This is a genomic window from Nonomuraea maritima (assembly GCF_900100395.1).
GTDB classification, from domain to species: Bacteria; Actinomycetota; Actinomycetes; order Streptosporangiales; family Streptosporangiaceae; genus Nonomuraea; species Nonomuraea maritima.
This window is the reverse complement of sequence record NZ_FNFB01000001.1, coordinates 506200-530705: the sequence shown is the minus strand read 5'-3', so window position 1 is coordinate 530705 and position 24506 is coordinate 506200. Positions and strand designations below refer to the sequence as shown.

29 protein-coding genes are annotated in these 24506 nt (G+C 72.0%); 13 read left to right on the top strand and 16 right to left on the bottom strand.

Annotated features, from left to right (window positions below):
* Positions 1 to 142: 142 nt before the first annotated feature.
* A complete protein-coding gene (locus BLR04_RS02540) occupies positions 143 to 1390 on the bottom strand; it encodes a glycoside hydrolase family 18 protein (protein ID WP_090759079.1) in 1248 nt (415 codons plus the stop codon).
* Positions 1391 to 1521: 131 nt separating this feature from the next.
* Between BLR04_RS02540 and hemW the strand changes: the two genes are divergently transcribed.
* Entirely contained in the window at positions 1522 to 2742 is a 1221-nt protein-coding gene (gene hemW / locus BLR04_RS02535; protein ID WP_090759077.1) for a radical SAM family heme chaperone HemW, read from the top strand.
* Here hemW and BLR04_RS41580 read toward each other — a convergent pair.
* From BLR04_RS41580 to BLR04_RS02520, 3 genes are all read right to left on the bottom strand, one after another.
* On the bottom strand, positions 2739 to 3083 hold the full coding sequence (locus BLR04_RS41580) for a DUF4870 domain-containing protein (protein ID WP_245739972.1): 345 nt from the start codon (positions 3081 to 3083) through the stop codon (positions 2739 to 2741). The genes hemW and BLR04_RS41580 overlap by 4 nt on opposite strands.
* Before the next feature lie 380 nt (positions 3084 to 3463).
* Positions 3464 to 4270: a DUF3097 domain-containing protein gene (locus BLR04_RS02525; RefSeq protein ID WP_090759073.1), complete on the bottom strand. Its 807-nt coding sequence runs from the start codon at positions 4268 to 4270 to the stop codon at positions 3464 to 3466.
* Between the two features lie 17 nt (positions 4271 to 4287).
* Positions 4288 to 4845, bottom strand: coding sequence for a hypothetical protein (locus BLR04_RS02520; protein WP_143021932.1), 558 nt, complete (start codon positions 4843 to 4845; stop codon positions 4288 to 4290).
* Between the two features lie 327 nt (positions 4846 to 5172).
* Between BLR04_RS02520 and hrcA the strand changes: the two genes are divergently transcribed.
* From hrcA to BLR04_RS02505, 3 genes are read left to right on the top strand one after another with little or no spacing between them, the layout of a single operon-like run.
* Positions 5173 to 6180: a heat-inducible transcriptional repressor HrcA gene (gene hrcA / locus BLR04_RS02515; protein WP_090759069.1), complete on the top strand. Its 1008-nt coding sequence runs from the start codon at positions 5173 to 5175 to the stop codon at positions 6178 to 6180.
* A gap of 11 nt (positions 6181 to 6191) precedes the next feature.
* Complete coding sequence (gene dnaJ, locus BLR04_RS02510; RefSeq protein WP_090759067.1) at positions 6192 to 7331, top strand: molecular chaperone DnaJ; 1140 nt, start codon at positions 6192 to 6194, stop codon at positions 7329 to 7331.
* A gap of 1 nt (position 7332) precedes the next feature.
* Positions 7333 to 8058, top strand: coding sequence for a 16S rRNA (uracil(1498)-N(3))-methyltransferase (locus tag BLR04_RS02505; RefSeq protein WP_090759065.1), 726 nt, complete (start codon positions 7333 to 7335; stop codon positions 8056 to 8058).
* Positions 8059 to 8062: 4 nt separating this feature from the next.
* On the opposite strand, the gene BLR04_RS02500 is transcribed toward BLR04_RS02505, so the two are convergent.
* Positions 8063 to 8728, bottom strand: a complete 666-nt coding sequence (locus tag BLR04_RS02500; RefSeq protein WP_090759063.1) for a hypothetical protein — start codon at positions 8726 to 8728, stop codon at positions 8063 to 8065.
* Entirely contained in the window at positions 8725 to 9237 is a 513-nt protein-coding gene (locus BLR04_RS02495) for a SigE family RNA polymerase sigma factor (protein ID WP_080047132.1), read from the bottom strand. The genes BLR04_RS02500 and BLR04_RS02495 overlap by 4 nt, the downstream gene beginning before the upstream one ends.
* A 279-nt stretch (positions 9238 to 9516) precedes the next feature.
* Between BLR04_RS02495 and BLR04_RS02490 the strand changes: the two genes are divergently transcribed.
* The 8 genes from BLR04_RS02490 (at position 9517) to era (ending at position 15834) form a co-directional block, all read left to right on the top strand.
* Positions 9517 to 9861: a histidine triad nucleotide-binding protein gene (locus tag BLR04_RS02490; protein WP_090759061.1), complete on the top strand. Its 345-nt coding sequence runs from the start codon at positions 9517 to 9519 to the stop codon at positions 9859 to 9861.
* A gap of 169 nt (positions 9862 to 10030) precedes the next feature.
* A complete protein-coding gene (locus BLR04_RS02485) occupies positions 10031 to 11080 on the top strand; it encodes a PhoH family protein (protein ID WP_090759059.1) in 1050 nt (349 codons plus the stop codon).
* On the top strand, positions 11070 to 11546 hold the full coding sequence (ybeY, locus tag BLR04_RS02480) for an rRNA maturation RNase YbeY (protein ID WP_090759057.1): 477 nt from the start codon (positions 11070 to 11072) through the stop codon (positions 11544 to 11546). Before BLR04_RS02485 ends, ybeY begins: the two co-directional genes overlap by 11 nt.
* Complete coding sequence (locus tag BLR04_RS02475; protein ID WP_090759054.1) at positions 11543 to 12838, top strand: hemolysin family protein; 1296 nt, start codon at positions 11543 to 11545, stop codon at positions 12836 to 12838. Before ybeY ends, BLR04_RS02475 begins: the two co-directional genes overlap by 4 nt.
* Positions 12839 to 13466: 628 nt before the next feature.
* Positions 13467 to 14102: a hypothetical protein gene (locus BLR04_RS02470; protein ID WP_090759052.1), complete on the top strand. Its 636-nt coding sequence runs from the start codon at positions 13467 to 13469 to the stop codon at positions 14100 to 14102.
* A 10-nt stretch (positions 14103 to 14112) separates the two neighbouring features.
* Entirely contained in the window at positions 14113 to 14430 is a 318-nt protein-coding gene (locus BLR04_RS02465; RefSeq protein ID WP_176902899.1) for a cytidine/deoxycytidylate deaminase family protein, read from the top strand.
* 7 nt (positions 14431 to 14437) lie between these two features.
* A complete protein-coding gene (locus BLR04_RS02460; RefSeq protein WP_090759047.1) occupies positions 14438 to 14908 on the top strand; it encodes an NUDIX domain-containing protein in 471 nt (156 codons plus the stop codon).
* Positions 14908 to 15834 (top strand): GTPase Era, encoded by a 927-nt coding sequence (gene era, locus BLR04_RS02455; protein ID WP_090759045.1) that lies wholly within the window; start codon positions 14908 to 14910, stop codon positions 15832 to 15834. The genes BLR04_RS02460 and era overlap by 1 nt, the downstream gene beginning before the upstream one ends.
* A 6-nt stretch (positions 15835 to 15840) precedes the next feature.
* On the opposite strand, the gene BLR04_RS02450 is transcribed toward era, so the two are convergent.
* The 8 genes from BLR04_RS02450 to BLR04_RS02415 form a co-directional block, all read right to left on the bottom strand.
* On the bottom strand, positions 15841 to 16323 hold the full coding sequence (locus BLR04_RS02450) for a hypothetical protein (RefSeq protein ID WP_090759043.1): 483 nt from the start codon (positions 16321 to 16323) through the stop codon (positions 15841 to 15843).
* Between the two features lie 53 nt (positions 16324 to 16376).
* Complete coding sequence (locus BLR04_RS02445) at positions 16377 to 17120, bottom strand: urease accessory protein UreD (RefSeq protein WP_245739971.1); 744 nt, start codon at positions 17118 to 17120, stop codon at positions 16377 to 16379.
* Positions 17117 to 17776, bottom strand: coding sequence for an urease accessory protein UreG (gene ureG, locus BLR04_RS02440; RefSeq protein ID WP_090759041.1), 660 nt, complete (start codon positions 17774 to 17776; stop codon positions 17117 to 17119). Before ureG ends, BLR04_RS02445 begins: the two co-directional genes overlap by 4 nt.
* A gap of 15 nt (positions 17777 to 17791) precedes the next feature.
* Positions 17792 to 18358, bottom strand: coding sequence for an urease accessory UreF family protein (locus tag BLR04_RS02435; RefSeq protein ID WP_245739970.1), 567 nt, complete (start codon positions 18356 to 18358; stop codon positions 17792 to 17794).
* Positions 18359 to 18467: 109 nt separating this feature from the next.
* Positions 18468 to 20183 (bottom strand): urease subunit alpha, encoded by a 1716-nt coding sequence (locus BLR04_RS02430; RefSeq protein ID WP_090759038.1) that lies wholly within the window; start codon positions 20181 to 20183, stop codon positions 18468 to 18470.
* Positions 20176 to 20487 carry an urease subunit beta gene (locus BLR04_RS02425; RefSeq protein ID WP_090759036.1) on the bottom strand — a complete coding sequence of 104 codons (312 nt, stop codon included), beginning with the start codon at positions 20485 to 20487 and terminating at the stop codon, positions 20176 to 20178. The genes BLR04_RS02430 and BLR04_RS02425 overlap by 8 nt, the downstream gene beginning before the upstream one ends.
* Positions 20484 to 20786: an urease subunit gamma gene (locus BLR04_RS02420; protein ID WP_090759034.1), complete on the bottom strand. Its 303-nt coding sequence runs from the start codon at positions 20784 to 20786 to the stop codon at positions 20484 to 20486. The genes BLR04_RS02425 and BLR04_RS02420 overlap by 4 nt, the downstream gene beginning before the upstream one ends.
* Before the next feature lie 72 nt (positions 20787 to 20858).
* Positions 20859 to 21620: a Mut7-C RNAse domain-containing protein gene (locus BLR04_RS02415; RefSeq protein ID WP_090759033.1), complete on the bottom strand. Its 762-nt coding sequence runs from the start codon at positions 21618 to 21620 to the stop codon at positions 20859 to 20861.
* Here BLR04_RS02415 and BLR04_RS02410 point away from each other — a divergent pair.
* A complete protein-coding gene (locus BLR04_RS02410) occupies positions 21619 to 22515 on the top strand; it encodes a TAXI family TRAP transporter solute-binding subunit (protein ID WP_176902898.1) in 897 nt (298 codons plus the stop codon). The genes BLR04_RS02415 and BLR04_RS02410 overlap by 2 nt on opposite strands.
* Here the strand turns inward: BLR04_RS02410 and BLR04_RS02405 are convergent.
* On the bottom strand, positions 22494 to 23837 hold the full coding sequence (locus BLR04_RS02405; RefSeq protein WP_090759032.1) for a sensor histidine kinase: 1344 nt from the start codon (positions 23835 to 23837) through the stop codon (positions 22494 to 22496). The genes BLR04_RS02410 and BLR04_RS02405 overlap by 22 nt on opposite strands.
* Positions 23834 to 24499 carry a response regulator transcription factor gene (locus BLR04_RS02400; RefSeq protein ID WP_090759031.1) on the bottom strand — a complete coding sequence of 222 codons (666 nt, stop codon included), beginning with the start codon at positions 24497 to 24499 and terminating at the stop codon, positions 23834 to 23836. Before BLR04_RS02400 ends, BLR04_RS02405 begins: the two co-directional genes overlap by 4 nt.
* Positions 24500 to 24506: the final 7 nt, after the last annotated feature.

The following is a 24506-nucleotide window of genomic DNA, read 5'->3' as shown; positions in this document are numbered from 1 at the left end:
GGCCAGTCCGGGGGCGCGTGGCTGCGTTTCGGGATGTGGATGTCCGGCATGGTGCCTCAGCGCGGGCGCTGGGAGGAGCGCGGGCCGCACCCCGTCTGTCGGCGGGGTGCGGCGTTCGCGGCTTGTCAGGCAGGGGCGGTGGTCAGTGGAGGATGGAGTACAGGGATGAGGTCAGGGTGGCGCGGGAGTCGTCCTGGTCGATGGACCACATCATGAAGCCGCCGAGGCCCTTCAGGCGGATGTACGCGGCCTTCTGCAGCATGACCGCCGGATCGTCGTACGACCAGAACTCGTTGCCGTCGTAGAGCCACATGGCGCCGGTGAGCAGGTCGCGGTGGCGCTTGCCCGGCTTGGCGACCAGGTCCTTGTAGTCCTCGGTGCCCGGGGCCCACTTGCCGGGCGCGGGTCCGGTGGCGGGCTGCCAGAGGCCGTCGCGGCTGCCGGTGACGCCGGTCCACCCCTGGCCGTACGCGGGCACGCCGACCACGATCTTGCGCGCGGGCGCGCCGCGCGACAGGTAGTCGCGGACGGTCTGGTCGACGCTGTACCTCACCGGGTTGGGGTCGCGCCGGTCGGTGAACAGGTTGCCGTTGTGCCCGGTCTGCGGCTCCCACGTGCCGTGCAGGTCGTACCCCTGGACGGTGGCGAAGTCGAGCTGCTTGAACACCTGACGCACCTCGTACCCGGAGTCGATCTTCGCCGCCGCGGCGGGCAGGAAGGCCGTCAGCTCGGCCTTCTTGGAGAACCGCTTGAGCTGGGCGCGCAGCTCCTCCACGAAGAGCGTGAAGTTCCGCCTGTCCTCGGGACGGATGACGTTCCCCTCAGCGCCCGAGGAGCCGGGCCACTCCCAGTCGAGGTCGATGCCGTCGAACACACCGGCGCCCGCCCCCGGCTCGAGACCCGGCAGGTTGCCGCGCAGCCACATGTCGATGCACGAGGAGGCGAGCTTCGACCGCGACTCGGCGGTGAGCACGGCGTCGGAGAACTGCGCCGACCCCGTCCAGCCGCCGAGCGAGATCATCACCTTGAGCTTCGGGTGCTTGGCCTTGAGCTTGCGGAGCTGGTTGAGATTGCCGTTGAGTGCCTGGCCCGGCGCGTCGGCGACGCCGTCCACGCTCTGCTCGGCCGGGACCGGACGCTGCCAGTCGGCCCACGGGTCGGACGAGTAGCAGGTGCCGTCACCGGCCACGAACCCGAACGCGTAGTTCAGGTGAGTGAGCTTCCGCGCGGCGCCGCTGACGTCCACGTCCCTGACGTGGTAGTCGCGGCCGTAGACACCCCATTGGATGAAGTACGCGACCCGTTTGAAGTCGGTCGTCGCCTCGGCGGGCACCGACACCGCCGTGAGGCCGAGCAGGAGAGACAGGGCTAACAGGATCTTCTTCTTCACGCGGGGCTCCCGAGTGACGATGTACTTATAGGAAACTTTCCTATAAGTTGAACGGATCGTAGATGCCCCGCCGGTCACCGTCAACGACCCTGATGATCCGACCACCCCCCGGACACGGGCACACTGGAAGCGTGCCTTCCACCCTGCCTGACGGCGATCCCGCGCCCGCCACGGGCGAGCTGCCCGACAGCTCCCTGGCCGGCCTCGGCGAACGCCCGTTCGGCTTCTACGTCCACGTGCCGTTCTGCGTGACCCGCTGCGGCTACTGCGACTTCAACACCTACACCGCCGCCGAACTCGGTCCGGGAGCCTCGCAGCGCGACTACGCCGACACGGTCGTCGAGGAGATCCGCCTCGCCCGCCGCGTCCTCGGCACGGCCGACCTGCCGGTGGAGACGGTGTTCTTCGGCGGGGGCACGCCTACCCTCCTGCCGCCCGAGGACCTCGCGCGCATCCTCGCCGCCATCGACGCGGAGTTCGGGCTCAAGCCGGGGGCCGAGGTCACCACGGAGGCCAACCCCGAGTCCGTCGACCCGGCCTACCTCGACAAGCTGCGCCACGGCGGGTTCAACCGCATCAGCTTCGGCATGCAGAGCGCCCGCGAGCACGTGCTGGAGGTCCTCGACCGCCGCCACACGCCCGGCCGGCCCGCCGCGGCCGTTCGCGAGGCCAGGCAGGCCGGGTTCGAGCACGTCAACCTCGACCTCATCTACTCGACGCCCGGCGAGACCGACGACGACTGGCGGGCCTCGCTGACCGCGGCGATCGAGGCCGAGCCCGACCACGTGTCGGCGTACTCGCTCATCGTCGAGGACGGCACCAGGCTGGCGGCCAGGATCAAGCGCGGCGAGCTGCCGATGCCCGACGACGACGTGGCCGCCGACCGCTACCTCATCGCCGACCAACTGCTCGCAGAGGCCGGATTCGGCTGGTACGAGGTGTCCAACTGGGCGACGTCCGAGGCCGCCCGCTGCCGGCACAACCTGCTCTACTGGACGGGCGGCGACTGGTGGGCGGCCGGCCCCGGCGCGCACAGCCACGTCGGCGGCACCCGCTGGTGGAACGTCAAGCACCCCGCCGCCTACGCCCGCCGCCTGGCCGACGGCGCCTCGCCCGCCCACGCCCGCGAGGTGCTCGGCCCCGACGACCGCGCGGCCGAACGGCTGATGCTGGAGCTGCGGCTGGAGTCCGGCTACCCGCTGGCCGAGGTCGCGCCGGACGCCCGCACGGTCGTGGCGAGCGCCCTGGCGCGCGGCCTGCTGGAGCCCGGGCCGTTCAAGGCGGGGCGCATGGTGCTGACGCTGCAGGGCCGGCTGCTGGCCGATGCCCTCATCAGGGACCTGCTGGTCTAGGTGACCATGCGGATGGAGATCGGGTAGCGGTACCGCTCACCCCTGTTGGCCGCCATCGCCGCCATGATGTGGAAGATCAACGACACGATCCACACGGCCGGCAGCAGCAGGAGGCCGATGAAGGCGATGACCAGGAAGCCCGACACGATGTAGCCGATGAACATGGTGATCTGGAAGTTGAGCGCCTCGGCGGCCTGGTCCCTGACGTAGGGCGACTCGTCCTTCTTCGTCAGGTAGATGATCAGCGGGCCGACCCACGACAGCACCAGGCCGAGCAGGTGGCAGAGCATCGCCATGGTGGTGTCGTCGGTGCCGGGACGCGGACCGTAACGGCCCGGCACGTGCGGTTCGCCCGGAGCGCGATAGACGGGCTGAGGACCGTGGCCAGGCGGGGCGCCATAGCCCGGCGGAGGGCCGTAGCCAGGGGGAGGACCGTAGCCAGGGGGAGGACCATAACCGGAACCGGGACCGTAGCCGGGAGCGGGGCCAGGGCTGGAAGCGGGGCCGGGGCCGTAACCGGATGCGGGGCCGGGGCCGTACCCCTGTGGCCTGTGCCCGCCGGACGGTCCATGGCCGCCATGCCCGTAACCCGGGCCCTGCCCCTGGGCGGGGCCGTACCCGCCGGGCTGGGCGCCAGGCGGAGGAGGGGCCGCGGGCGGCGGTAAGTCCGCCGGGGTGACGCGCCGGGTGGCGTCGTCGTCGGGCGTCCCCGGATCCTGAGTCATGGTGCCTCCGTAACGAAGTCGATGAGCTCCTCGACCCGGCCGAGCAGTTCCGGCTCCAGGTCCGCGTATGTCGAGACCGCCCCGAGGATCTTGCGCCACGCCTGCGCGGGCTCGATCCCCCAGCCGAGGGCGGCGATCACGCCCTCCTTCCAGGGCACCCCGCGCGGCACCTCGGGCCAGGCCGGGATGCGCAGCACGGACGGTTTGACGGCCTGCCAGATGTCGATGTAGGGGTGTCCCACGACGAGCACGTCGGGCGAGGTGATCTCGGCGGCGATCCGGCTCTCCTTGGAGCCCTGCACCAGATGGTCGACCAGCACGCCCAGCCGCCGCCCCGGCTCGGGGCCGAACTCCGCCACGATGGCCGGCAGGTCGTCGACGCCTTCCAGGTACTCGACGACGACCCCTTCGACCCGCAGGTCGTGGCCCCAGATCTTCTCCACGAGGGCCGCGTCGTGCACGCCCTCCACGTAGATCCGGCTCTGCCGCGCCACCCGGGCGCGCAGGCCCTCCACGGCGATCGAACCCGACGCGCTGCGCCGGGGGCCCGTCGCGGCGGCCACCGGACGCACGAGGGTCACCGGCCGGCCCTCCAGCAGGAAGGCGGCGGGAGCGAGCGGGAACAGGCGGCGCCTGCCGAAGCGGTCCTCAAGGGTGACGGCTTCCTTGTCGCACGCCACCACCGCGCCGCAGAAGCCGCTGTCGGCGTCCTCCACGACGAGGTCGCGCTCGGCGGGCACTTCAGGGATCTTGCCCTTGCCCGGCCGCCGCCAGTTCCCCGCGAGTACATCACCCTCGTACACACGGGGACCGTAGCAAATCACCCGCTGATCGCAAGGCGCTTACGGACGATGTTCCGTCGCGCCAGGACGACGACCGTGCCGGCGACCGCGACGAGCAGCCCGGCGGCGGGCAGGAGCACCGGAGGGCTCAGAATTCCGCTGACCCGCCCGGCGGAGAGCAGTTCGGGGCCGACGCCGTACCGCACGGAGGCCGGCTCAGGTGCGGTGCAGGTGAGCTGGTAGTCGCCGCGGGCCGGGGCGTTGATCACGAGGAACCGCTCCCACGTGACGCCGTCGGCGGTGAACGGCGGCGTGCCCGTGGTCGCGGCGAGCCTGGCCTGGCCTGGGCCGCCGCTGACGGAGCAGTCGTACGGGACGGGTGTGTCGCTGGAGATGTAGACGGCGGGCCGGTCGGCGGGGTCGACCGGCACGGTGACGCGCTCGCCGGACGCGAACGTCCGCATGGGCGCGATCTCGGCCGTGTCAGCGCGTAGGAACAGGACCCAGCCGGCGGCCGCGCACGCGAGGAACACCGCCCAGACGGCCGCGATCGACCAGAGACCCGGCTTTATCGCTTCGCTGTCGATTCGTGGCACAAAAGGGGGCTGTTGGCCATATTGTCCGTACTGAGGTGACGGGACGTACGCCGATGACTGCTCGTGCGGCGGGTGCCAGGCCGACGATCGCTCTGGGCCCCTCCGAGCGTCCTGCGGTGAAGGCCGCCCGGGCGGGAGGCCGTACGGGGGCCGGGATGCGTCGGTCATGAGCGCAAGTGTGCTGCCTGTCGCCGCGCGGAAGCCAGCAGCAGTTGGGGACGCCGTGTTATCGCACCTTGTGGGCAAGGGCCGTACACTTGGCACTCGGGAACACAGAGTGCTAGCCACCGCGTTTCCGGCAACAGGCAAGAGGCAGGAGGTGAGCACGTGCTTGACGAGCGCAAACTGGCGGTGCTCCGCGCCATTGTCGAAGACTACGTGTCCACCAACGAGCCAGTGGGCTCGAAGGCGCTCGCCGAGCGCCACAATTTGAAGGTCTCCCCCGCGACGGTCAGGAACGACATGGCCGCGCTGGAGGAGGAGGGCTACATCACCCAGCCCCACACCAGTGCCGGACGCGTGCCGACCGACAAGGGCTACCGGCTGTTCGTCGACCGGCTCTCGCAGATCAAGCCGCTGTCGGCGGCCGAGCGCAGAGCCATCGAGACGTTCCTCGCCGGTGCGGTCGATCTCGACGACGTGGTCACCCGTACGGTCCGGCTGCTCGCGCAGCTGACCCGGCAGGTGGCGGTCGTCCAATACCCCACACTGACCCGTTCGACCGTCCGGCACGTCGAGCTCGTCCCGCTCAACGAGCGCCGGGTGATGCTCGTCCTGATCACCAACACCGGCCGCGTCGAGCAGCGCGTGATCGAGCTGCCCGAGGAGGTCGATGACACCCGCATCGCCCACCTGCGGGCCGTCCTCAACGCCAGCCTCGACGGCTGCGGGCTGAGCAGCGTCCCTGAACTGGTCGCCGACCTTCCGGAACGCCTCCCCGCCGAAGACCGGCCGTCGGCGTTCACGATCCTGTCGGTGCTCCTGGAGACGCTGGTCGAGCGGCACGACGAGAAGATCGTGTTCGCCGGCGCGGCCAATCTCGCGGGCGCCGACTTCACCACCGGCCTGCGCGACGTCCTTGAGGCGCTCGAGGAGCAGGTGGTGCTGATGAGGCTGCTCGGCGAGACCGACACACCGTCCGCACTCACCGTGCGCATCGGCTCGGAAAACCCCTACCTGCGGGGTACGTCCATCGTCGCGACCGGATACGGTTCAGGCGACAACCAGCTGGCCCGGCTCGGGGTGCTGGGGCCGACCAGGATGGACTATCCCGTGACCATGGGCGCCGTACGCGCGGTCGCACGCTACGTCAGCCAGATTTTGGCTGCATCTTAAGAGGTCGATAAGTGGCAAACAGCGATTACTACGCCACCCTCGGGGTGCGCCGTGACGCAAGTCAGGACGAGATCAAGAAGGCGTACCGCCGTCTCGCCCGCGAGCTGCACCCTGACGTGAACCCCGATCCCGAGACCCAGGAGCGGTTCAAGGAGATCACGCAGGCCTACGAGGTGCTGTCCGATCCGAACAAGCGCCAGATGTACGACCTGGGTGGCGACCCGTTCGGCGGCGGGGGAGCGGGCGCCGGCGCCGGGGGCTTCGGAGCGGGCTTCCCGTTCAGCGACATCATGGACGCCTTCTTCGGCACGGCTGCGGGCGCCCGCGGGCCGCGTTCGCGCGCCCGCCGGGGCCGCAACGCCACCATCCGGGTCGAGCTCGACCTGCGCGAGACGGCGTTCGGCACCACCCGCGAGCTCGTGGTCGACACGGCCGTGCTGTGCGAGGTGTGCCACGGCGCGGGCGCCGCGCCGGGCACCCACCCCGACACCTGCGACATGTGCAGCGGCCGCGGCGAGATATCCCAGGTCACCCGGTCGTTCCTGGGCCAGGTCATGACCTCGCGCCCGTGCCCGCAGTGCGGCGGCTTCGGCACGATCATCCGCCACCCGTGCCAGGAGTGCTCCGGCGACGGCCGCGTGCGCACCCGCCGTACGATCAAGGTCCGCATCCCTGCCGGCGTCGAGGACGGCACCCACATCCAGCTCGCCGGCGAGGGCGAGGTCGGCCCCGGCGGCGGCCCGCCCGGAGACCTGTTCCTCGAGATCGTCGAGCGGCCCCACGAGATCTACGAACGGCGCGGTGACGACCTCCACTGCACCGTCCAGATCCCGATGACGGCCGCGGCCCTCGGCACCGTGCTCACCGTCGAGACCCTCGACGGCCCCGAGGATATCGACGTGCGGCCCGGCACGCAGTCCGGCCACGTCATCACCATGTACGGACGCGGCGTGCAACGGCTCAACGAGTCGGGCAGGGGCGAGCTGCACATCCACGTCAACGTGGAGACGCCCCACCACCTCGACGCGGCACAGGAGGAACTGCTGCGCGAGCTGTCCAAGCTGCGCGGCGAGGAGCGGCCGCCGGGCAAGTTCGCGCCCGGCCAGCAGGGCTTCTTCTCCCGGCTGCGCGACGCCTTCAACGGCAGGTGACGTGTCCGTCCCGGTGTTCCTGTCGCAGGAGCTCGACGGGCCCGAGCTGACGCTCGCCGGCCCGGAGGGCCGCCACGCGGCCGCCGTACGCCGCCTGCGGGCCGGTGAGCGGATCGACCTGACCGACGGCGCAGGAGCGGTCGCCGAGTGCGTCGTGCGCGAGGCGCTGAAGGACTCCCTCCGCCTTGAGGTGCTCCGCCGCTACGACGTCGAGCCGCCGCGCCCCCGGCTGGTGGTCGTCCAGGGGCTGCCCAAGGGCGACCGGGGCGAGCTGGCCGTCGAGATGATGACCGAGGCCGGCGTCGACGTGATCGTGCCGTGGGCCGCCTCGCGCAGCATCACGCAGTGGAAGGGCGACAAGGTCGCCAAGGCGCTGGGCCGCTGGCGCTCCACGGCGCGCGAGGCGGGCAAGCAGGCGCGCAGGTTCCACCTTCCCGAGGTCGCCGAGCCCGCCTCAACCGCACAGGTCGAACGGCTGCTCGCGGACGCCGCGCTGGGTCTGGTGCTGCACGAGGAGGCGGCAGAGCCGCTGTCGAAGGTCGCGCTGCCCGCGGGCGGCGACATCGTGATCGTCGTGGGGCCCGAGGGCGGGGTGTCGGAGCAGGAGATCGCCGCTTTCCGCGCGGCGAAGGCGGTTCCTGTGCTGCTGGGGCCGACGGTCCTGCGGACGTCCACGGCCGGTGTGGCGGCGGCGTCGGTGCTGCTCAGCCGTACCGGGCGGTGGTGAGTCCTCAGGGCGTGGCGGTCGACTGCGGCGTGCTGACTAGCGGGCTCACCGACGGCGTGGGCGTCTCGGTGGCGATGTCGTGCGGCGGGCACTGTTCGACGGGACACACCGACGTCGAGGCCGGCACGCTCGGGTCGAGCACGGTCGGCGTCGGGGTGGGAGTGATCTCCGGGCAGCCCGCCGGCGGCTCGGCCTGCTCGGCCATGACCGACGGGCACACGGTGGTCGTCGGGGTCGGCGTGGGAGAGTCGGGCTTGCTGGTCGACTCGGCCCGGCGCGACGGGCGCGCCGTCGGGGTCCGCGACGTCTCGACCGGCACCGGCATGAGATTCGACTGACGGGGCGGCTCGGGCGACGGCGGTGGCGGCTGCGACCGCGTGGTGGAGGAGTTGGACGGCACCTTGGACGTCTCGTCGTTGACGTCCACGACGGGCTGCTGGTTGACGATCTGCGAGCGCAACTGCGGCACGGCCAGCACGAGGGTCGCCGCCACCAGGACGGAACTCACGGCGGCCGCGCCGGCCCGCCACCAGAACAGGTTGCGCGCGCTGCGCCGCTGGATGCGGGCACGGATGATCTCCAGTCCGTCAGGGGAGGGCACGACCGCGTCCGCCTCCGCGCGGAGCGCACGGCGAAGCAGTTCGCCGTGCTCGTCGGGGGGCTGGGTCATGACATCTTCTCCAGGACCGATCGCAAGGCGGCCATGCCACGTGCGGTGTGGCTCTTGACCGCCCCCTTGCTGATGCCCATGGCATGAGCTATCTCAGCTTCGGACAGATCACCGTAGTAGCGTAGAACGAGTGCTTCTCGCTGACGGGTCGGCAGGGCTCGTAACGCCTCGATGACCGCGGAGCGTTCCAACTCACCTATGGCGCCGTTCTCGGCGCTGGGCGCGTCGGGCAGCCCCTTGGGGGCGTACTTCTCGACGACCGCGCGGTGACGCAGCACGGATCTGGATCGGTTGACGACGGATTGACGCAGGTAGGCGAGTGCTTTGTCGGGGTCACGCAGCCGACGCCAGGCACCATGGATGGCGACGAACGCATCCTGCACGACTTCCTCGGCGGTTGCTATATCGCGCACCAGCAACACAGCGAGACGCACGAGCGACCGGAAGTGCGCGCTGTAGAGCGCAGTCACGGCCATGTCGGCATCCCACCCGACCGGCACCGCCCCCATCGACCTGTCGGCCAGGAGGGTTTCGGTGGTCACATCAGTGGGACGCGTGGCCTTCCCAGAGGGTTTACGCTCTTCCGGTTCTTGAGGTTTCCCCGGTTCGTTAGGGTGCATTACCCAGTCGTGTCCTCGCCAGGTGGCGCTCGCCCGACCCTGAATCGTCCTTTTTCGCTGAAGTGTCGCACACTCACCCTAACCGCGCGGATCTTCCCGCGCACGACACAGCTGATTACCGATTAGCAACGGAACGAGCCGCCGCCGCGTCCTCGATAGGGTGGCCGGGTGAGCGAATGCCTCTTCTGCAAAATCGTCGCCAAGGAGATTCCCGCCGAGATCGTTCACGAAACCGGCAGGACACTCGCCTTCCGCGACATCAATCCCCAGGCGCCTACCCACGTGCTGGTCGTCCCCAAGCAGCACCACGCCGACGCCGCCGCGCTGGCCAAGGCCGACGACGGCCTGGCCGACGACGTGCTGAAGACCGCCCATGACGTGGCCGTCCATGAGGGTGTGGCCGAGGAGGGCTACCGCATCGTCTTCAACACCGGCCCCGGCGCCGGGCAGACGGTCTTCCACGTGCACGCCCACGTGCTGGGCGGGCGCTCGCTGACCTGGCCGCCCGGATAACACGTACCGGGGCCGCGTCGATCCGGCCCGCCCGCCGGGCCCTTCGGGTCGGCAGCGGGCTTCGCGCTGACCGGGAGATATTGGCGCGAGCAATCCTTCCGGCCCCGGATACGATGGGCGAAGAAACACACCGAAAGAGACCGGGAGGCATCAGGCCGCTGGCCTGCCCATGTCCGAACTACATGAATCCCGACGAACGGCACCTCCCTCGCGCACTCAAGCCAAGGTGCTGATTCCGGACGAATACCCGATGGTCAGCCTCCTGGGCTCCCGCGACGAGCTGCTGCGCGTCATCGAGGGCGCCTTCAGGGCCGACATCCACGTACGCGGCAACGAGATCACCGTCACCGGAAGCCCCGACGAGAGCGGCGCGGTGGTGCGGCTCTTCGAGGAGCTGGTCGAGGTGCTGCGCAGCGGCGGCGAGCTCACCCCGGACGCGGTCGAGCGGAGCATCGCGATGCTCCGCATGACCTCCGACCGCCCCGCCGAGGTCCTCTCGCTCGACATCCTGTCCTCACGCGGCCGGACGATCCGCCCGAAGACGGTCAACCAGAAGCGCTACGTCGACGCCATCGACCAGCACACGGTCGTGTTCGGCATCGGCCCGGCCGGCACCGGCAAGACCTACCTGGCGATGGCCAAGGCCGTGCGCGCGCTGCAGGAGAAGCGGGTCAACCGCATCATCCTGACCCGTCCCGCGGTCGAGGCCGGCGAACGGCTCGGCTTCCTGCCCGGCACGCTCTACGAGAAGATCGACCCCTACCTGCGGCCGCTCTACGACGCGCTGCACGACATGGTCGACCCCGACTCGATCCCGAAGCTCATGGCCGCCGGCACGATCGAGGTCGCACCCCTCGCGTACATGCGCGGCCGGACCTTGAACGACGCGTTCATCATTCTCGACGAGGCGCAGAACTCCTCGGCCGAGCAGATGAAGATGTTCCTCACCCGGCTCGGCTTCAACTCCAAGATCGTGGTGACCGGTGACGTGACGCAGGTCGACCTGCCCTCGGGCACGGTCAGCGGGCTGCGGGTGGTGCAGGAGATCCTCGAAGGCATCCCCGACATCCACTTCGCCCGCCTGTCCAGCTCCGACGTGGTCCGCCACAAGCTGGTCAGCGACATCGTGGACGCGTACGGGCGTTACGACGCCATGCAGGAGCCGAAGCGGCTGCAGCAGCAGCGGGGAAGACGACGGGTGAGCGACCGTGAGCATTGAGATCAACAACGAGTCTGGCGTCGGGGTCGACGAGGAGAGCATCGTCGCCCTGGCCACGCACGTGCTGGGCGAGATGGGCATCAACCCGCTGGCCGAGCTGTCGATCGTGGTGGTGGACGAGGACGCCATGGCCGAACTGCACGAGAAGTGGATGGGCGAGCCCGGTCCCACCGACGTGCTGGCGTTCCCGATGGACGAGCTCCGTCCGGGGGGCGGGGCGCGCGGTGAGTCCGACGCCCCGGCCGATCCGGCGCTGCTCGGTGACGTCGTGCTCTGTCCGCAGGTGGCCGCCCGGCAGGCAGAGGAGGCAGGTCACAGCGCCGCCGACGAGCTCGAGCTGCTGTGCACCCATGGCATCCTCCACCTGCTCGGCTACGATCACGCCGAGCCTGAGGAGCACAAGGAGATGTTCGGACTGCAGGCCGGGCTCCTCGAGTCGTGGCAGGAGGTGCGCAACTCGCGGTGAACGCCTGGTTGTTGTTGGCCATCGCACTGGTGATCGTCGGTGGCCTGATCGCCAGTGCGGAAACGGCGCTGACGCGCATCTCACGGGTGCGCGCCGAAGAGTTCGTGCGTGAGGCGAGGCGGGGGGCCGAGCGGCTGCAGGCCATCGTGACCGACCCGCCTCGCTACCTCAATCTGCTGCTCCTGCTGCGGTTGAGCTGTGAGCTGGTCGCGACGGTGATCGCGACGCTGCTGTTCATCGATCTCATGGACGATCAGGGCTGGGCGTACGTCTGCGCGGCCGCGGTGATGATCGTGACCAGCTACGTGGTGGTCGGGGTCATGCCCCGTACGCTGGGGCGCCAGCACGCCGAGCCGGTGGCGCTGGCCAGTGCTCCCGCGGTCTACGGCCTGACGCGCATCTTCGGGCCGCTGCCGAAGCTGCTGATCCTGCTCGGCAACGCGCTCACGCCCGGCAAGGGGTTCCGCGACGGGCCGTTCACGTCCGAGGCGGAGCTGCGCGACCTGGTCGACCTGGCCGAGGAGCGCCGGGTGATCGAGCCCGACGAGCGCGAGATGATCCACTCGGTGTTCGAGCTGGGTGACACGCTGGTGCGCGAGGTCATGGTGCCCCGTACCGACATGGTCTACATCGAGCGCGGCAAGACGCTCAACCAGGCGCTGTCGCTGGCACTGCGCAGCGGTTTCTCCCGCATCCCGGTGGTGGGGGAGAACGAGGACGACGTCGTCGGCATGGCCTATCTGAAGGACGTCGCCCGCAAGATCCACGAGGGCGGCAACGGCGGCGGCGGGGAGACCGTCGAGTCGATCATGCGGCCGGCCGCGTACGTGCCGGAGAGCAAGCCCATCGACCAGCTGATGCGTGAGATGCAGGCCCGTCAGACGCACATCGCGATCGTCATCGACGAGTACGGCGGCACGGCCGGGCTGGTGACGATCGAGGACGTCCTTGAGGAGATCGTCGGCGAGATCACCGACGAGTACGACCAGGAGGCGCCGCGCGTGGAGCCCATGCCCGACGGCGGTCTGCGGGTCACGGCCCGCATGCCGGTCGACGAACTGGGCGAGCTGTTCGACACGGAGATCGAGGTCGACGACGTCGAGACGGTGGGCGGTCTGCTGGCCCACGCGCTGGGACGGGTGCCGATCGCCGGTTCGCACGCGGAGGTGGCGGGGTTGTCGCTGACGGCCGAGAGCCTTGCGGGTCGCCGCAATCGCATCAGCACGGTCGTGGTCCGTCGCGCCGAGACGCCGTCGGGCGATGTCGTCCCCGCGGCGGCCGAACGCGACTGACCGGAAAACGGGGCAGATGCCGCAAGTGTTCGACAAGTCTTCTGCAACCCGGCTCCGGCACTCTGAACTCACGGCATCCAGTGCGGTGGGTGTCCATGGGGGAAGCGCCCGAGGGCCGGGAGGGGTTCACGGCCCGAGGGTGTTCTCTGGGGGGACGACGGCGTCCTGACGCCGATCGGCGTAAAGGGTGCTCTGGTCCGACAAAGTCGGACCAGAGCACCCTTTTTGCGTATTGGTAGAGACCTTGGTGGATTGCGGCATTCGTCGCTCGGGCACGCTGCGATCCATAGGGGGGATCTTGACCTCCTCCCCCTCGTGAACGAGGGGGATTCCCACGGTTGCCCGTGAGGTTTCCTGCTTCACTGCCGGTTGCCCGCCCGAGAGGACTCTCGTTGAGGTCTTACACCAGCTCCACAGGCGTTTCAGCGCTCCGCCGGCCCGGCGGCGAGGATCTTTACGATCGTTCGTCCGGTGGTGTCGCCACCGCCGAACGGATTACCGAACCGTGCGGTGGCGCGCGGCGTTTTGACACCGGTTCGCCTGACGGCGAATCGGCTGCCCCTGTCCTGCTCCGCAGGGGTCCGATTCCTCCCCCGCCTGAAGGCGGGGGTCTCCTCGGAGGCATGTGATGAGACGACAACCGGGGATCGTCACCGGAGCGCTGCTGGCCGGCGTGCTGGCGGGATGCGGAGGAGGCGGAACCGGGAGCGCCCACGACCCGCGCGCCCAGGCCCATCTGAGCCAGCGCGTCCAGCAGGGCAGCCCGCACCTGCCCGACGGGTTCGCCGACCGGCCCGAGCAGGCGTGGCAGATGCCGTTCACGAAAGGCGACGCCGACTGCCGGGCGTTGCTGGAGCCCGTCGGCGGCCAGGCCCCTGGGGAGGCGCTCACCGCCCAGGTCGCGGTCAGCTACCGCGGCTTCGACCTGGGCGAGCAGGCCGGGGTGGGCCTCGCCAGGTACGCGGACGAGCAGGCCGAGGGGCACCTTGAGGCCCTGGCCGCGGCGATGCGCTCGTGCCGGGCCGTACGGACCGCCACGGGGACCGACCTGCGACTGCGCGAGCTGCCGATCGGCCGGGTCGGCGACGAGACGCTGGGCGCGCGGCTGCGCGGCCGGCTGAACGGGTACCCGTACGCGCTGGACCTGGTCCTGACGCGGGTGGGGGACACCCTCGTGTCGGTGGTGCACACGGGCCTGCCCGACGTGGACCACGGCCGCACCCGCGAGGTGGTGGACGCGGCGGTCTCCATGGCGAGCGCCTAACCTGGATCCCGTGACTCTCGATCCTGAAGACAGCAAGATCATCACGCTCGCGCGGGCGTCCAGGGCGCGCAACGGCTCGGCGGAGGGCGCCGCCGTGCGCGACGAGACCGGCCGTACGTACGCGGCGACGAACGTGGCTTTGGGCGCGCTGACCCTGTCGGCCGTGCAGGTGGCGGTGGCCATGGCCGTCTCCAGCGGGGCGCGTGCGCTGGAGGCAGTCGCGCTGGTGAGCGACGGCGGGCCGAGCGCGGACGACGAGGCCGTGGCGGCCGAGCTGGGCGTCAAGGCGCTGCTCGTGGCCGGTCCCGACGGCACCCTGCGGGGCTGACGTGCCGATGTCTCCGTTCCTGGCGCGGCTGCGCGAGAAGGTCGGCAACGATCTGATCATGCTGCCGTCGGTGTCCGGGTTCGTGTTCGACGGCTCGGGCCGGCTGCTGCTCGCCCGGCACGGCGACGTGGGCCTGTGGGCGGCCCCCGGCGGCGGCGTCGACCCCGACGAGCGGCCCGAGGACGCCGTGGTGAGGGAGCTCAAGGAGGAACTCGGCATCGCGGTCGAGGTGCGCGGCCTGATCGGCGTGTACGGCGGCCCCGAGTTCCGCACGCTGTACCCCAACGGCCACGAGGTCGGATACGTCATCGCCGCGTACGCGTGCACGGTCGTCTCGGGCGAGCCCGAGCCCGACGGCGTCGAGATCAACGACTTCCGGTGGGTCGCCGAGCCCGGCGTGCGGGAGCTGGACGTCACCCCCTGGATGCCTCATGTGGCCCCTCAGGCGTTCGCATGGTGGCGTGAACACACCCGCTGATGGGACACAATGCACTAGTGACTTCGCCAGACAGCCATCGCGCCGGATTCGCCTGCTTCGTGGGAAGGCCGAACGTCGGCAAGTCGACGCTGATGAACGCCCTGGTCGGCACGAAGGTGGCGATCACCTCGTCGAAGCCGCAGACGACCCGGCGCGTCATCAGGGGCATCGTGCACCGTCCCGACGCCCAGTTGATCGTCGTCGACACCCCCGGCCTGCACCGCCCGCGTACCCTGCTCGGTGAGCGGCTCGACAGCCTCGTGCTGTCCACGCTCACCGAGGTCGACGCGATCGGTTTCTGCGTGCCGGCCAACGAGCCCATCGGCAAGGGCGACCGGTTCATCGCCGACAAGCTGTCCGCCGTGAAGAAGACGCCGGTGATCGCCGTCGTGACCAAGTGCGACCTCGCGACCAAGGAGCAGATCGCCGCGCAGCTGCTCGCCGTGTCGCAGGTGGCCGAGTTCGCCGCGATCGTGCCGGTGTCGGCGCAGTCGGGCGAGCAGCTCGACGTCGTGGCCGACGTGCTGATCGAGCACCTGCCGGAGTCGCCGCCCCTCTACGAGGGCGGGCGGCTCACCGACGAGCCGGAGCAGGTGCTGGTCGGCGAGCTCATCAGGGAGGCGGCGCTGGAGGGCGTACGCGACGAGCTGCCCCACTCGATCGCCGTCGTCGTCGACGAGATGCTGCCCCGTGAGGGGCGCGACGACCTGCTCGACATCTACGCCCACATGTTCGTCGAGCGTCCCTCGCAGAAGGCGATCGTCATCGGGCACAAGGGCGAGCGGCTGCGCGAGGTCGGCACCACGGCCCGCAAGCAGATCGAGGCGCTGCTCGGCACCCGCGTCTACCTCGACCTGCGCATCAGCGTCGCGAAAGACTGGCAGCGCGACCCCAAGCAGCTGCGCCGCCTCGGCTTCTACGACTGATCTGCCTCAGCCGCGCCGCAGCAGGGCGAGCACGGCGAGCACGGTGACCGTCACCGCGCTCGCCAGCGCGGCGAACCAGCCGAACGCGATCACCGGTTCGATCGCCAGCAGGTCGCCGAGGCGGATCGAGATGCGGTCGCGTCTGCTGCCCTCGGTCACGAACAGCACCACCAGCAGCACGGCCGCGCCGCCGGGCAGCACGGCCAGGGCGGCCAGCCGGGGCCGCCCGCGCAGCCCCGCGACGCCGCACGCCACCGCCGCGAGCCCGGCGATCAGGGTGCAGACGCCGTACACGTCGTCGACGCCGCGCACCTCGCTGGTCAGGGCGCTCGTCATGCCGGTCAGCAGGCCGCCGACGAGGCCGCTGGTGGCCCGCAGACCGGCCCACGGCAGGACCGCGCAGAAGACCAGCAGCGCTCCGGCCGCCGTCACGGCCAGCGGGAGCCCGCGACGTGCCCGCCGGCTGGGGGCTGGCCTGAGGTCGTCCACAGCCTCACTGTAGGACGGGCCCGCCGGGTCCACCACCGTACGCGACGGAGGCGTCACCGGGAGGCCAACCGCTCGCCCTGCTCCAGGCGGGCCCGCAGCTCGACCGCGTCGGCGGCCAGGGCGGTGACGAGCGTGCCCGGCCCTGACAGCGGCAGCACCGCGAGCCCTTCGGCCACGTACGGCTCCGCGGCGCGGGCCGTCAGGAAGGTGGTGCCGATGCAGCGCGCCGTTCCGTAGAGGGCGGGGGAGGAGTCGAGGGCGGGATCGCCCGCGGTGAACTCCTGCCGCAGCAGCGGCAGGCCGTCGAGGGTGGCGTCGAAGCGGGCCAGGCAGCGTCCCGAGGGCTCGCCGTGGCGGCCGAGGACGATCTCCTCCCGCCAGGACACGTTCGCGCCCGCCTCGACGGTGAGCCGGACGGCGACGCGGTGGTCGCAGCCGGTGGCGAGCACCGTGGGTTCAGGAGCGAACCTGAGCGTCGCGCCCGCGCCCACCCGGGCGGTCACCACCAGCTCCGACGGGCCGTCGCCTGGCAGCACGAGCGTGCTCGCGACCGAGCCGAGCTCCAGCGTCGTGCCGGGGGCGACGTCCACGTCGAGGGCGAGCCGGTCGCCGCCCAGCGGGCCGGCCGCGGTGGAGACGAGGTGGACGGTGTGGGGGCCGGTCTGGCGCAGCGTCAGCGGCGGCGCCGAGGCCAGCCGGCTGACGACCGTACGGCCGTCGGCGCGGGCGGTCGCCACGGCGGCGCGGGCCCGCATCGCCCGGCGCGCACTCGCGCCGGCGGTCAGCAGACCCGTCACGAGATCCGGGGCCAGCCCTGGAGCTGGGCGCGGACCCAGGCGGTGACGTCCACGGCGGTGGGGTCCTGCCGGACGGCCGTGAACAGCACCGGCCGCTCGCCGCGTACGGCTTTGGCGTCGCGGGCCATCACGCCGAGGTCGGCGCCCACCATCGGAGCCAGGTCGGTCTTGTTGATCACCAGCAGGTCGGCGGTGGTGACGCCGGGACCGCCCTTGCGGGGCACCTTGTCGCCGCCGGAGACGTCCAGCACGAAGATCTGCCGGTCGGCCAGGCCCCGGCTGAACGTGGCCGTCAGGTTGTCACCGCCGCTCTCCACGATCACCAGGTCGAGCGGGCCGTGCCGGTGTTCCAGGACGTCCACGGCGTCGAGGTTCGCGGCGATGTCGTCGCGGATGGCGGTGTGCGGGCAGCAGCCGGTCTCGACGGCGATGATCCGCTCCTCCTCCAGGACACCCGCCTTGCGCAGGAAGTCGGCGTCCTCGGTGGTGTAGATGTCGTTCGTCACCACGCCGAGGGACAGCGTCGGGCCGAGCGCCCGGCACAGGGCCGCCACGAGGGCCGTCTTGCCGCTGCCGACCGGCCCCCCGATCCCGAGTCGCAGCGCGCGGCCGCGCGCGTCGGGAGAGTGATGGTGGTCGGCGTGATGAGCGCCCATGTCGTGGTCCTTCCTTCAGGAGACGAACATCCTGGTCTGCGCCCGCGCGTGCGCCTCGGCGAGCAGGTCGAGTGCCGGGGCCGCCCCCGCGGGCAGCGCCGCCCAGTCGGCGGGGTGGGGTGTCCGCGCGGCGGCGGCGAGGTCGGGGGCGAGGCCGGCCAGCACGCCGTGCACGTCGACCGGGTCGAGACCGAGGAGGCGGACCGCCGCCGTGGCCGGGCCGGCGACCGCGTGGTAGGCCGCCGCCAGCGCGGCCTCCTCGGACGTGGCCCCGGCCGCGTGCGCCGCCGCCCCGAGCGCGAGCGGATGATGCGGACTCGGTACGGCCCCCGCGAGCTCGTCCAGCACGGGCGAGGGCCACACGCGGCGGGCCACCCGCAGCAGCAGCCTGCCCTGGGTCCGCGCGGCGTCCCGCTGGGCGGGCGAGGCCGTCCTGGCGTCCGCCTCCGCGTCCAGCAGGGGCCACGGGCGCCGGGCACAGGCGGCCAGGGTGTGGGCGGCGGCGGTCAGGGCGGCGGCGGTCGCGCCCGCCGTGCACAGCCGTCCGCGCAGGAACGCCTCCAGCGACGCCACGTCGTGCACCACCCCGGTGGTGACCGCCTGTTCCGCGCCGCCCGAGTGGGCGTGGCCGCCCGCCGGGAGCCGGGAGTCGGTGAGCAGGAGCAGCGCCGGGTTCAGTGCACTCAGCTCCTCAGAACAGGAAGTACCGCTGCGTCATGGGCAGCGTGGCGGCGGGGGCGGGCTCGACGAGGTCGCCGTCGATGCGGACCTCGAACGTGTCGGGCGCGACCTCGATCCGCGGCAGCGCGTCGTTCAGCGGCATCGACGACTTCCCGCGCCCGCGTACGTCGGCCACCGGGACGAGCTCGCGGCGGACGGCCAGCCGGTCACGCAGGCCCGCCTCCAGGGCCAGGGGCGAGACGAAGTGCAGGGAAGTCGCCGCGGCCGCCGCCGGGGACGCGCCGAACATGGGACGGGGCAGCACCGGCTGCGGCGTCGGGATCGAGGCGTTGGCGTCGCCCATCTGCGCCCAGGCCACCATGCCGCCCTTGATGACGAGGTCGGGCTTGACCCCGAAGAACGCCGGGCTCCACAGGACGAGGTCGGCGAGCTTGCCGCGTTCGACGGAGCCCACCTCGGCGTCCAGGCCGTGCGCGACGGCCGGGCAGATGGTGTACTTCGCCACGTATCGCTGGGCGCGCAGGTTGTCCGCCGGGCCGCCCAGGGAGCCGCGCCGCGCCTTCATGACGTGGGCGGTCTGCCAGGTCCTGATGATCGTCTCGCCGATCCGGCCCATGGCCTGCGAGTCGGAGCCGATCATCGAGATCGCCCCCAGGTCGTGCAGGACGTCCTCGGCGGCCATCGTCGCCGGGCGGATGCGCGACTCGGCGAAGGCGAGGTCCTCCGGGATCGAGGGGTTCAGGTGGTGGCAGACCATGAGCATGTCGAGATGCTCGTCGAGGGTGTTGACGGTGTGCGGCCTGGTCGGGTTCGTGGACGACGGCAGCACGTTGGCGTACGCGGCCACCCTGATGATGTCGGGAGCGTGCCCGCCGCCCGCCCCCTCGGTGTGGTAGGCGTGGATCACCCGGTCGCCGACGGCCTGAAGCGTCGACTCGACGAACCCGGCCTCGTTGAGGGTGTCGGTGTGCAGGCTGACCTGCACCCCGGTGGCGTCGGCGACGCGCAGGCAGGCGTCGATGGCCGCCGGCGTCGAACCCCAGTCCTCGTGCAGCTTGAACCCGGACGCGCCCGCCGCGAGCTGTTCGAGCAGGCCCTCCGAGCTGACCGTGTTGCCCTTGCCGAGCAGGGCGAAGTTGAGCGGATGGGCGTCGAGCGCCTCCAGCATGCGGCCCAGGTACCAGGTGCCGGTGACGGTCGTGGCCTTGGTGCCCTCGACGGGTCCGGTGCCGCCCCCGACGATCGTCGTGACACCGGACCCGATCGCCTCGTCGAGGAGCTGCGGGCAGATGAGGTGGACGTGGGAGTCGACGGCCCCGGCGGTGAGGATCTTGCCGTTGCCCGCCAGCACCTCGGTGCCCGGGCCGATGACGATGTCGACGCCGTCCATCGTGTCGGGGTTGCCGGCCTTGCCGATCGCCTGGACGCGGCCGTCGCGGACGCCGACGTCGGCCTTCACCACGCCCCAGTGGTCGAGGATCACCGCGCCGGTGATCACCAGGTCGGCGGCGTCCTCGGCGCGGGTGGCGCGCGCCTGGCCCATGGACTCGCGGATCACCTTGCCGCCGCCGAACACGGCCTCGTCGCCCGCACCGGCGGGGCCCATGGACAGGTCGTCGGTGATTTCGATCCACAGGTCGGTGTCGGCGAGGCGGACGCGGTCGCCGACGGTGGGCCCGTACAGGGCCGCGTAGCGGTCGCGCGGGATCAGGGGCGCGTCAGGCATCGAGCGGCCCCGCGAGCTCCGGACGCAGGCCAGGCACCACCCGGCCGCCCGCGATCGGCACCAGCGTGACGTCGCGCTCGACGCCGGGCTCGAACCTGATCGCGGTGCCGGCGGGCACGTCGAGCCGCCTGCCCCAGGCCGCCTGCCGGTCGAAGTCCAGGCCCGGGTTGGCGGCGGCGAAATGGTAGTGGGAGCCGACCTGCACCGGCCGGTCGGCCGTGTTGACCACCCGGACGGTCACCCGCTCGCGCCCCGGGTTGAGCTCGATCGCCCCGTCGGGGTGGGCGTACTCGCCGGGGATCACGGGATCGGCCGATGGACGGTGACCAGCTTCGTGCCGTCGGGGAACGTCGCCTCGACCTGCACGCTCTCCAGCATCTCGGGGACGCCTTCCATGACGTCGGCGCGGCCGAGCACCGAGCGGCCGGCCTCCATCAGGTCGGCCACGGTGCGGCCGTCCCTGGCGCCCTCCAGCAGGAAGGCCGCGATGACGGCGGTGGCCTCAGGGTGGTTGAGACGCAGGCCCCGCGCCCGGCGATCGCGCGCCACCCCGGCGGCGACGTGGATGAGCAGCCGCTCCTGCTCGTGTGAGGTAAGCCTCATGGCCGGACCTTAGGAACCGGTGGTTTCCACGCTGTTGCCAGGTGATGTCGTGTCGGTATCCCAAGGCGACGACTACCGACATGTCGCTGTACGTGCCGTCCAGGCGTGGGCCAGGCGGACGATCTCCTCCAGGTGGCCGCTGTGGGCGCCGTGCCAGTAGACCTGCCCGCAGTCGCGGCACCGGCCGTAGGCGTCGTAGCTGCGGCTCGTGCCCGCCCGCAGCAGGGGCGCGACCTCGTCCTTCGCCGCCGGCCCCAGCTCGCCGTTGCAGGCCGTGCAGCGCGTCCACGGGCGCAGCGGGGGCGCGAAGCGCTCCAGCAGGTCGCGCAGCTGGTCGGCGGGGTCGGAGCCGCGTACGTACGCGCCGAGCCACAGCGCGCGGCGGCGCAGCAGGCCGCGATCCTGGGTCAGCAGCACGCGCCGCTCCGCGTTGGCCTGCACCACCAGCGACGGGTCGTCCATGTCGTTGTGGTAGGCGGTGTCGAGGCCGAGCAGCCGCAGCCGGCGCGCCAGCGTGCCGAGGTGCACGTCGAGCAGGAAACGCGGCTCGTCCGGCAACGGCTGGGGCCGCGGCACCGGGTGGACCTCCACCACGTCGCCGTCGGCCAGCTGGTGGGACGGCGGCACGCCCCGGCCGCCGACCACGAGCGGCCCCACCTCGGTCAACGGGACGCCGAGCGACTCGACATGGTGGCCCAGCGTCGAGGAGCCGTCGGGCGCCACCTCCTGCCACGCACGGCGGCGGCTCACGGGCAGGAACATCCTCAGCTCGGGCGCGATGTGAAGGCGAGCGGTCACATGTCCATTCTGTGTCAGCCGATACCGTGACTTCATGCCAATATCCCGGCGCGGCTTCCTGGTGCTCGCCGCCACGGCCGGGTGCTCAGGCGCCGGCCTGCCGGAGCTGCGCCTCGCGACCGGCCTGCCCGGCGGCCCGTACGGCGCGCTGGGCGACCGGCTCGCCGCCGAGCTCAGGGCCGGCGGGCTGCGCGTGCGGGTGCTGCCCAGCGGCGGCAGCGTGGAGAACCTCATGATGCTCGCCGACGGGCGGGCCGACGCGGGGTTCGCGCTGGCGGACAGCGCGGGCGACGCCGTACGCGCGCGTCACCGGCCGGTCTCCGCCCTGGCCCGGGTGTACCTCAACTACGTGCACCTCGTCGTCGCCGCCGACTCCGACGTCACCGAGGTCGCCCAGCTGGCAGGAAGGGCGGTGTCGCTCGGGGCGGAGGGGTCGGGCACCGCCGTCACCGCGGCCCGCGTGGTCGCCGCCGCCACGCTGACCACCCCGCCCAGAACGGTCCCGCTGGACCTGGACGACTCCGTCAGGGCGCTGCGCGGCGGCGAGATCGACGCGTTCTTCTGGTCGGGCGGCGTGCCCACGCCCGCCCTGGCCGCGGCCGGCGGCATCCGCCTGCTGCCGCTGGCGCACCTGGTGCCGGTGCTGCGCCGCGGGTACGGCCCCGTCTACGAGGACGCCACCGTCCCCGCGGGCGCGTACGGCGCCGTCACCGCGATCCCCACCATCGGCACTCCCAGTTACCTGATGTGCCGTACCTCGCTCTCCGCCGACCTGGCGGACACCGTCACCGAGACGCTGTTCCGCGCCCGTGACCGCCTGCGCGCCCCCTCGGCGCCAGGGGCGCGGCTCGACCCCCGCTACGCCATCGGCACCGGCGTCGTCCCGCTGCACCCGGGCGCCGCCCGCTACTACCGTTCTGTGTACGGCTGAGGCTCCGGCAGGAGCAGCTCCACCACCAGCCCGTGCGGGGTCGCGGGAGTCAGCCGCAGCGTGGCGCCGCAGGCACGGGCCAGCTCGGCGGCGATCGCCAGGCCGAGGCCGCTGCCCGGCACGTTCGCGTGCGCGGCCGACCGCCAGAACCGGCCGGGCGCCTCCGCCAGCTCCTCCTCGCTCAGCCCCGGTCCGTCGTCGGCCACCCGCAGCACGCGGTCGTCCAGGGTGACGGTGACCGTGCCGCCCGCGGGCACGAACTTCTGCGCGTTGTCCAGCGCGATGTCGGCGAGCCTGGCCGCGGCCTCCGGCACGAGTGCCTTCTGCTGGACCCGCGTCACCAGCGCGATCTCCTTGGCCGCGTACACCTCCCGCCAGGCGGCGAGCCGCGGCTCCAGCTCGGTCTCCTTGACGGCGACCTCCGCGCCCGCCTCCACCCGGGCGAGCGCGAGCAGCTCCTCCACCAGCAGCGTCATCCGGTCGAGCTCGGCCATCGCCTCGTCGAGCTCGGCCCGGCCCTCGGCGTTCAGATGCGGCTCCAGGTTCTCCATCCGCAGGCCGAGCACGGTGAGCGGGGTGCGCAGCTCGTGGGAGGCGTCGGCCACGAACGCCCGCTGCCGTTCCATCGCCCCCGAGACCGCGTCGGCCATCGCGTTGAAGCGTTCCTCCAGCCGGCGCAGCTCCGACGGCCCGGCGCCGGGATGCGCCCGCGCGTCGAGCCGGCCCTGCGCTATCGCCCGCGTCGTGCGGTCGAGCTCGGTGACCGGCCGCAGGATCCAGCGGGCCAGCCGCCTGGCCGCGAACGCCGCGTACGCCAGCACGACCAGCGCCACGGCCGCCAGCGCGCCCCAGACCAGCGCGACGTCCAGCCGGGCCCGGCCGGCGGGCGCCTGCAGCAGCACCACGCCCGACAGCTGCGCGTCCCGGCCGGACGGCTCGGCCAGCAGCACGGTGTCCGGACCGAACGGCGTGACCAGCGGCAGCTGCTCGGTGGTGCGCCCGGCCAGCGCGAGCCGCACGGCCTCGCGGTCGTCGGTCTCGAACCGGCCCGCCGTGTAGAGGGCCACGCCGTCGCGGTCGCGGACGCGTACGGCGGCCCCGTACAGGTCGGCGTAGCGGTTCAGCTCGGAGGCCAGGCCGCTGCGGTCGTCGTCGCGGGCGGCCTGGTCGGCCAGCTCGGCGAACCGGGTGGCGTCGGCGCGGCGGTCGAGCAGCAGCCGGTTGGTGCGGTGGGAGGCGTAGGCGAGCCCCAGCGGCACCGCCAGTGCCGCCACGATGACCACGATCAGCGTGGTGAACGTGACCACCAGCCGGCTGTTCACGCCGGTGAGCCCAGTCGGTAGCCGGTGCCGCGCAGCGTCTCCACCAGCCCCGGCCTGCCGGTCTTGGCACGCAGGTTGGCCACGTGCACGTCGAGCGAGCGTGAGGCGGACAGCAGCGGGTCGCCCCACACCTCGTCGAGGATCTCCTCCCTGCCGCGCACCACGCCGGGCTCGCGGGCCAGCATCGCGAGCAGGTCGAACTCGCGTCTGGTCAGCGTCACCGCCTCACCCGCCACGGTGACCTGGCGCGCCTCCAGGTCGATGCGGACGTCGCCGACGCTCACCACGTCGTCGCGCCGCGGCCGGGGGCGGGTGCCGCGCCGCACCACCGCCTCCATCCGGGCCATCAGCTCGACCGTACGGAACGGCTTGACCAGGTAGTCGTCGGCGCCCGAGCGCAGGCCGCGCAGCACGGCCCGCTCCTCGGTGCGGGCGGTGACCACGATCAGCGGCACCGCGGATACCCGTCGCAGGCGGCGCAGCAGGTCGAGGCCGTCCATGTCGGGCAGGCCCAGATCGAGCAGGACGAACCCGACGCCGCCCGCCAGGCGCAGGGCCTCGACGGCGAGCCCGGTGCGGACCACCTCGTGGCCGTGGCGGGCCAGGGCGGTGCCGAGCGCCGAGGCGAGCCGATCGTCGTCTTCGACCAGGAGAACCCGCATGCCGCTC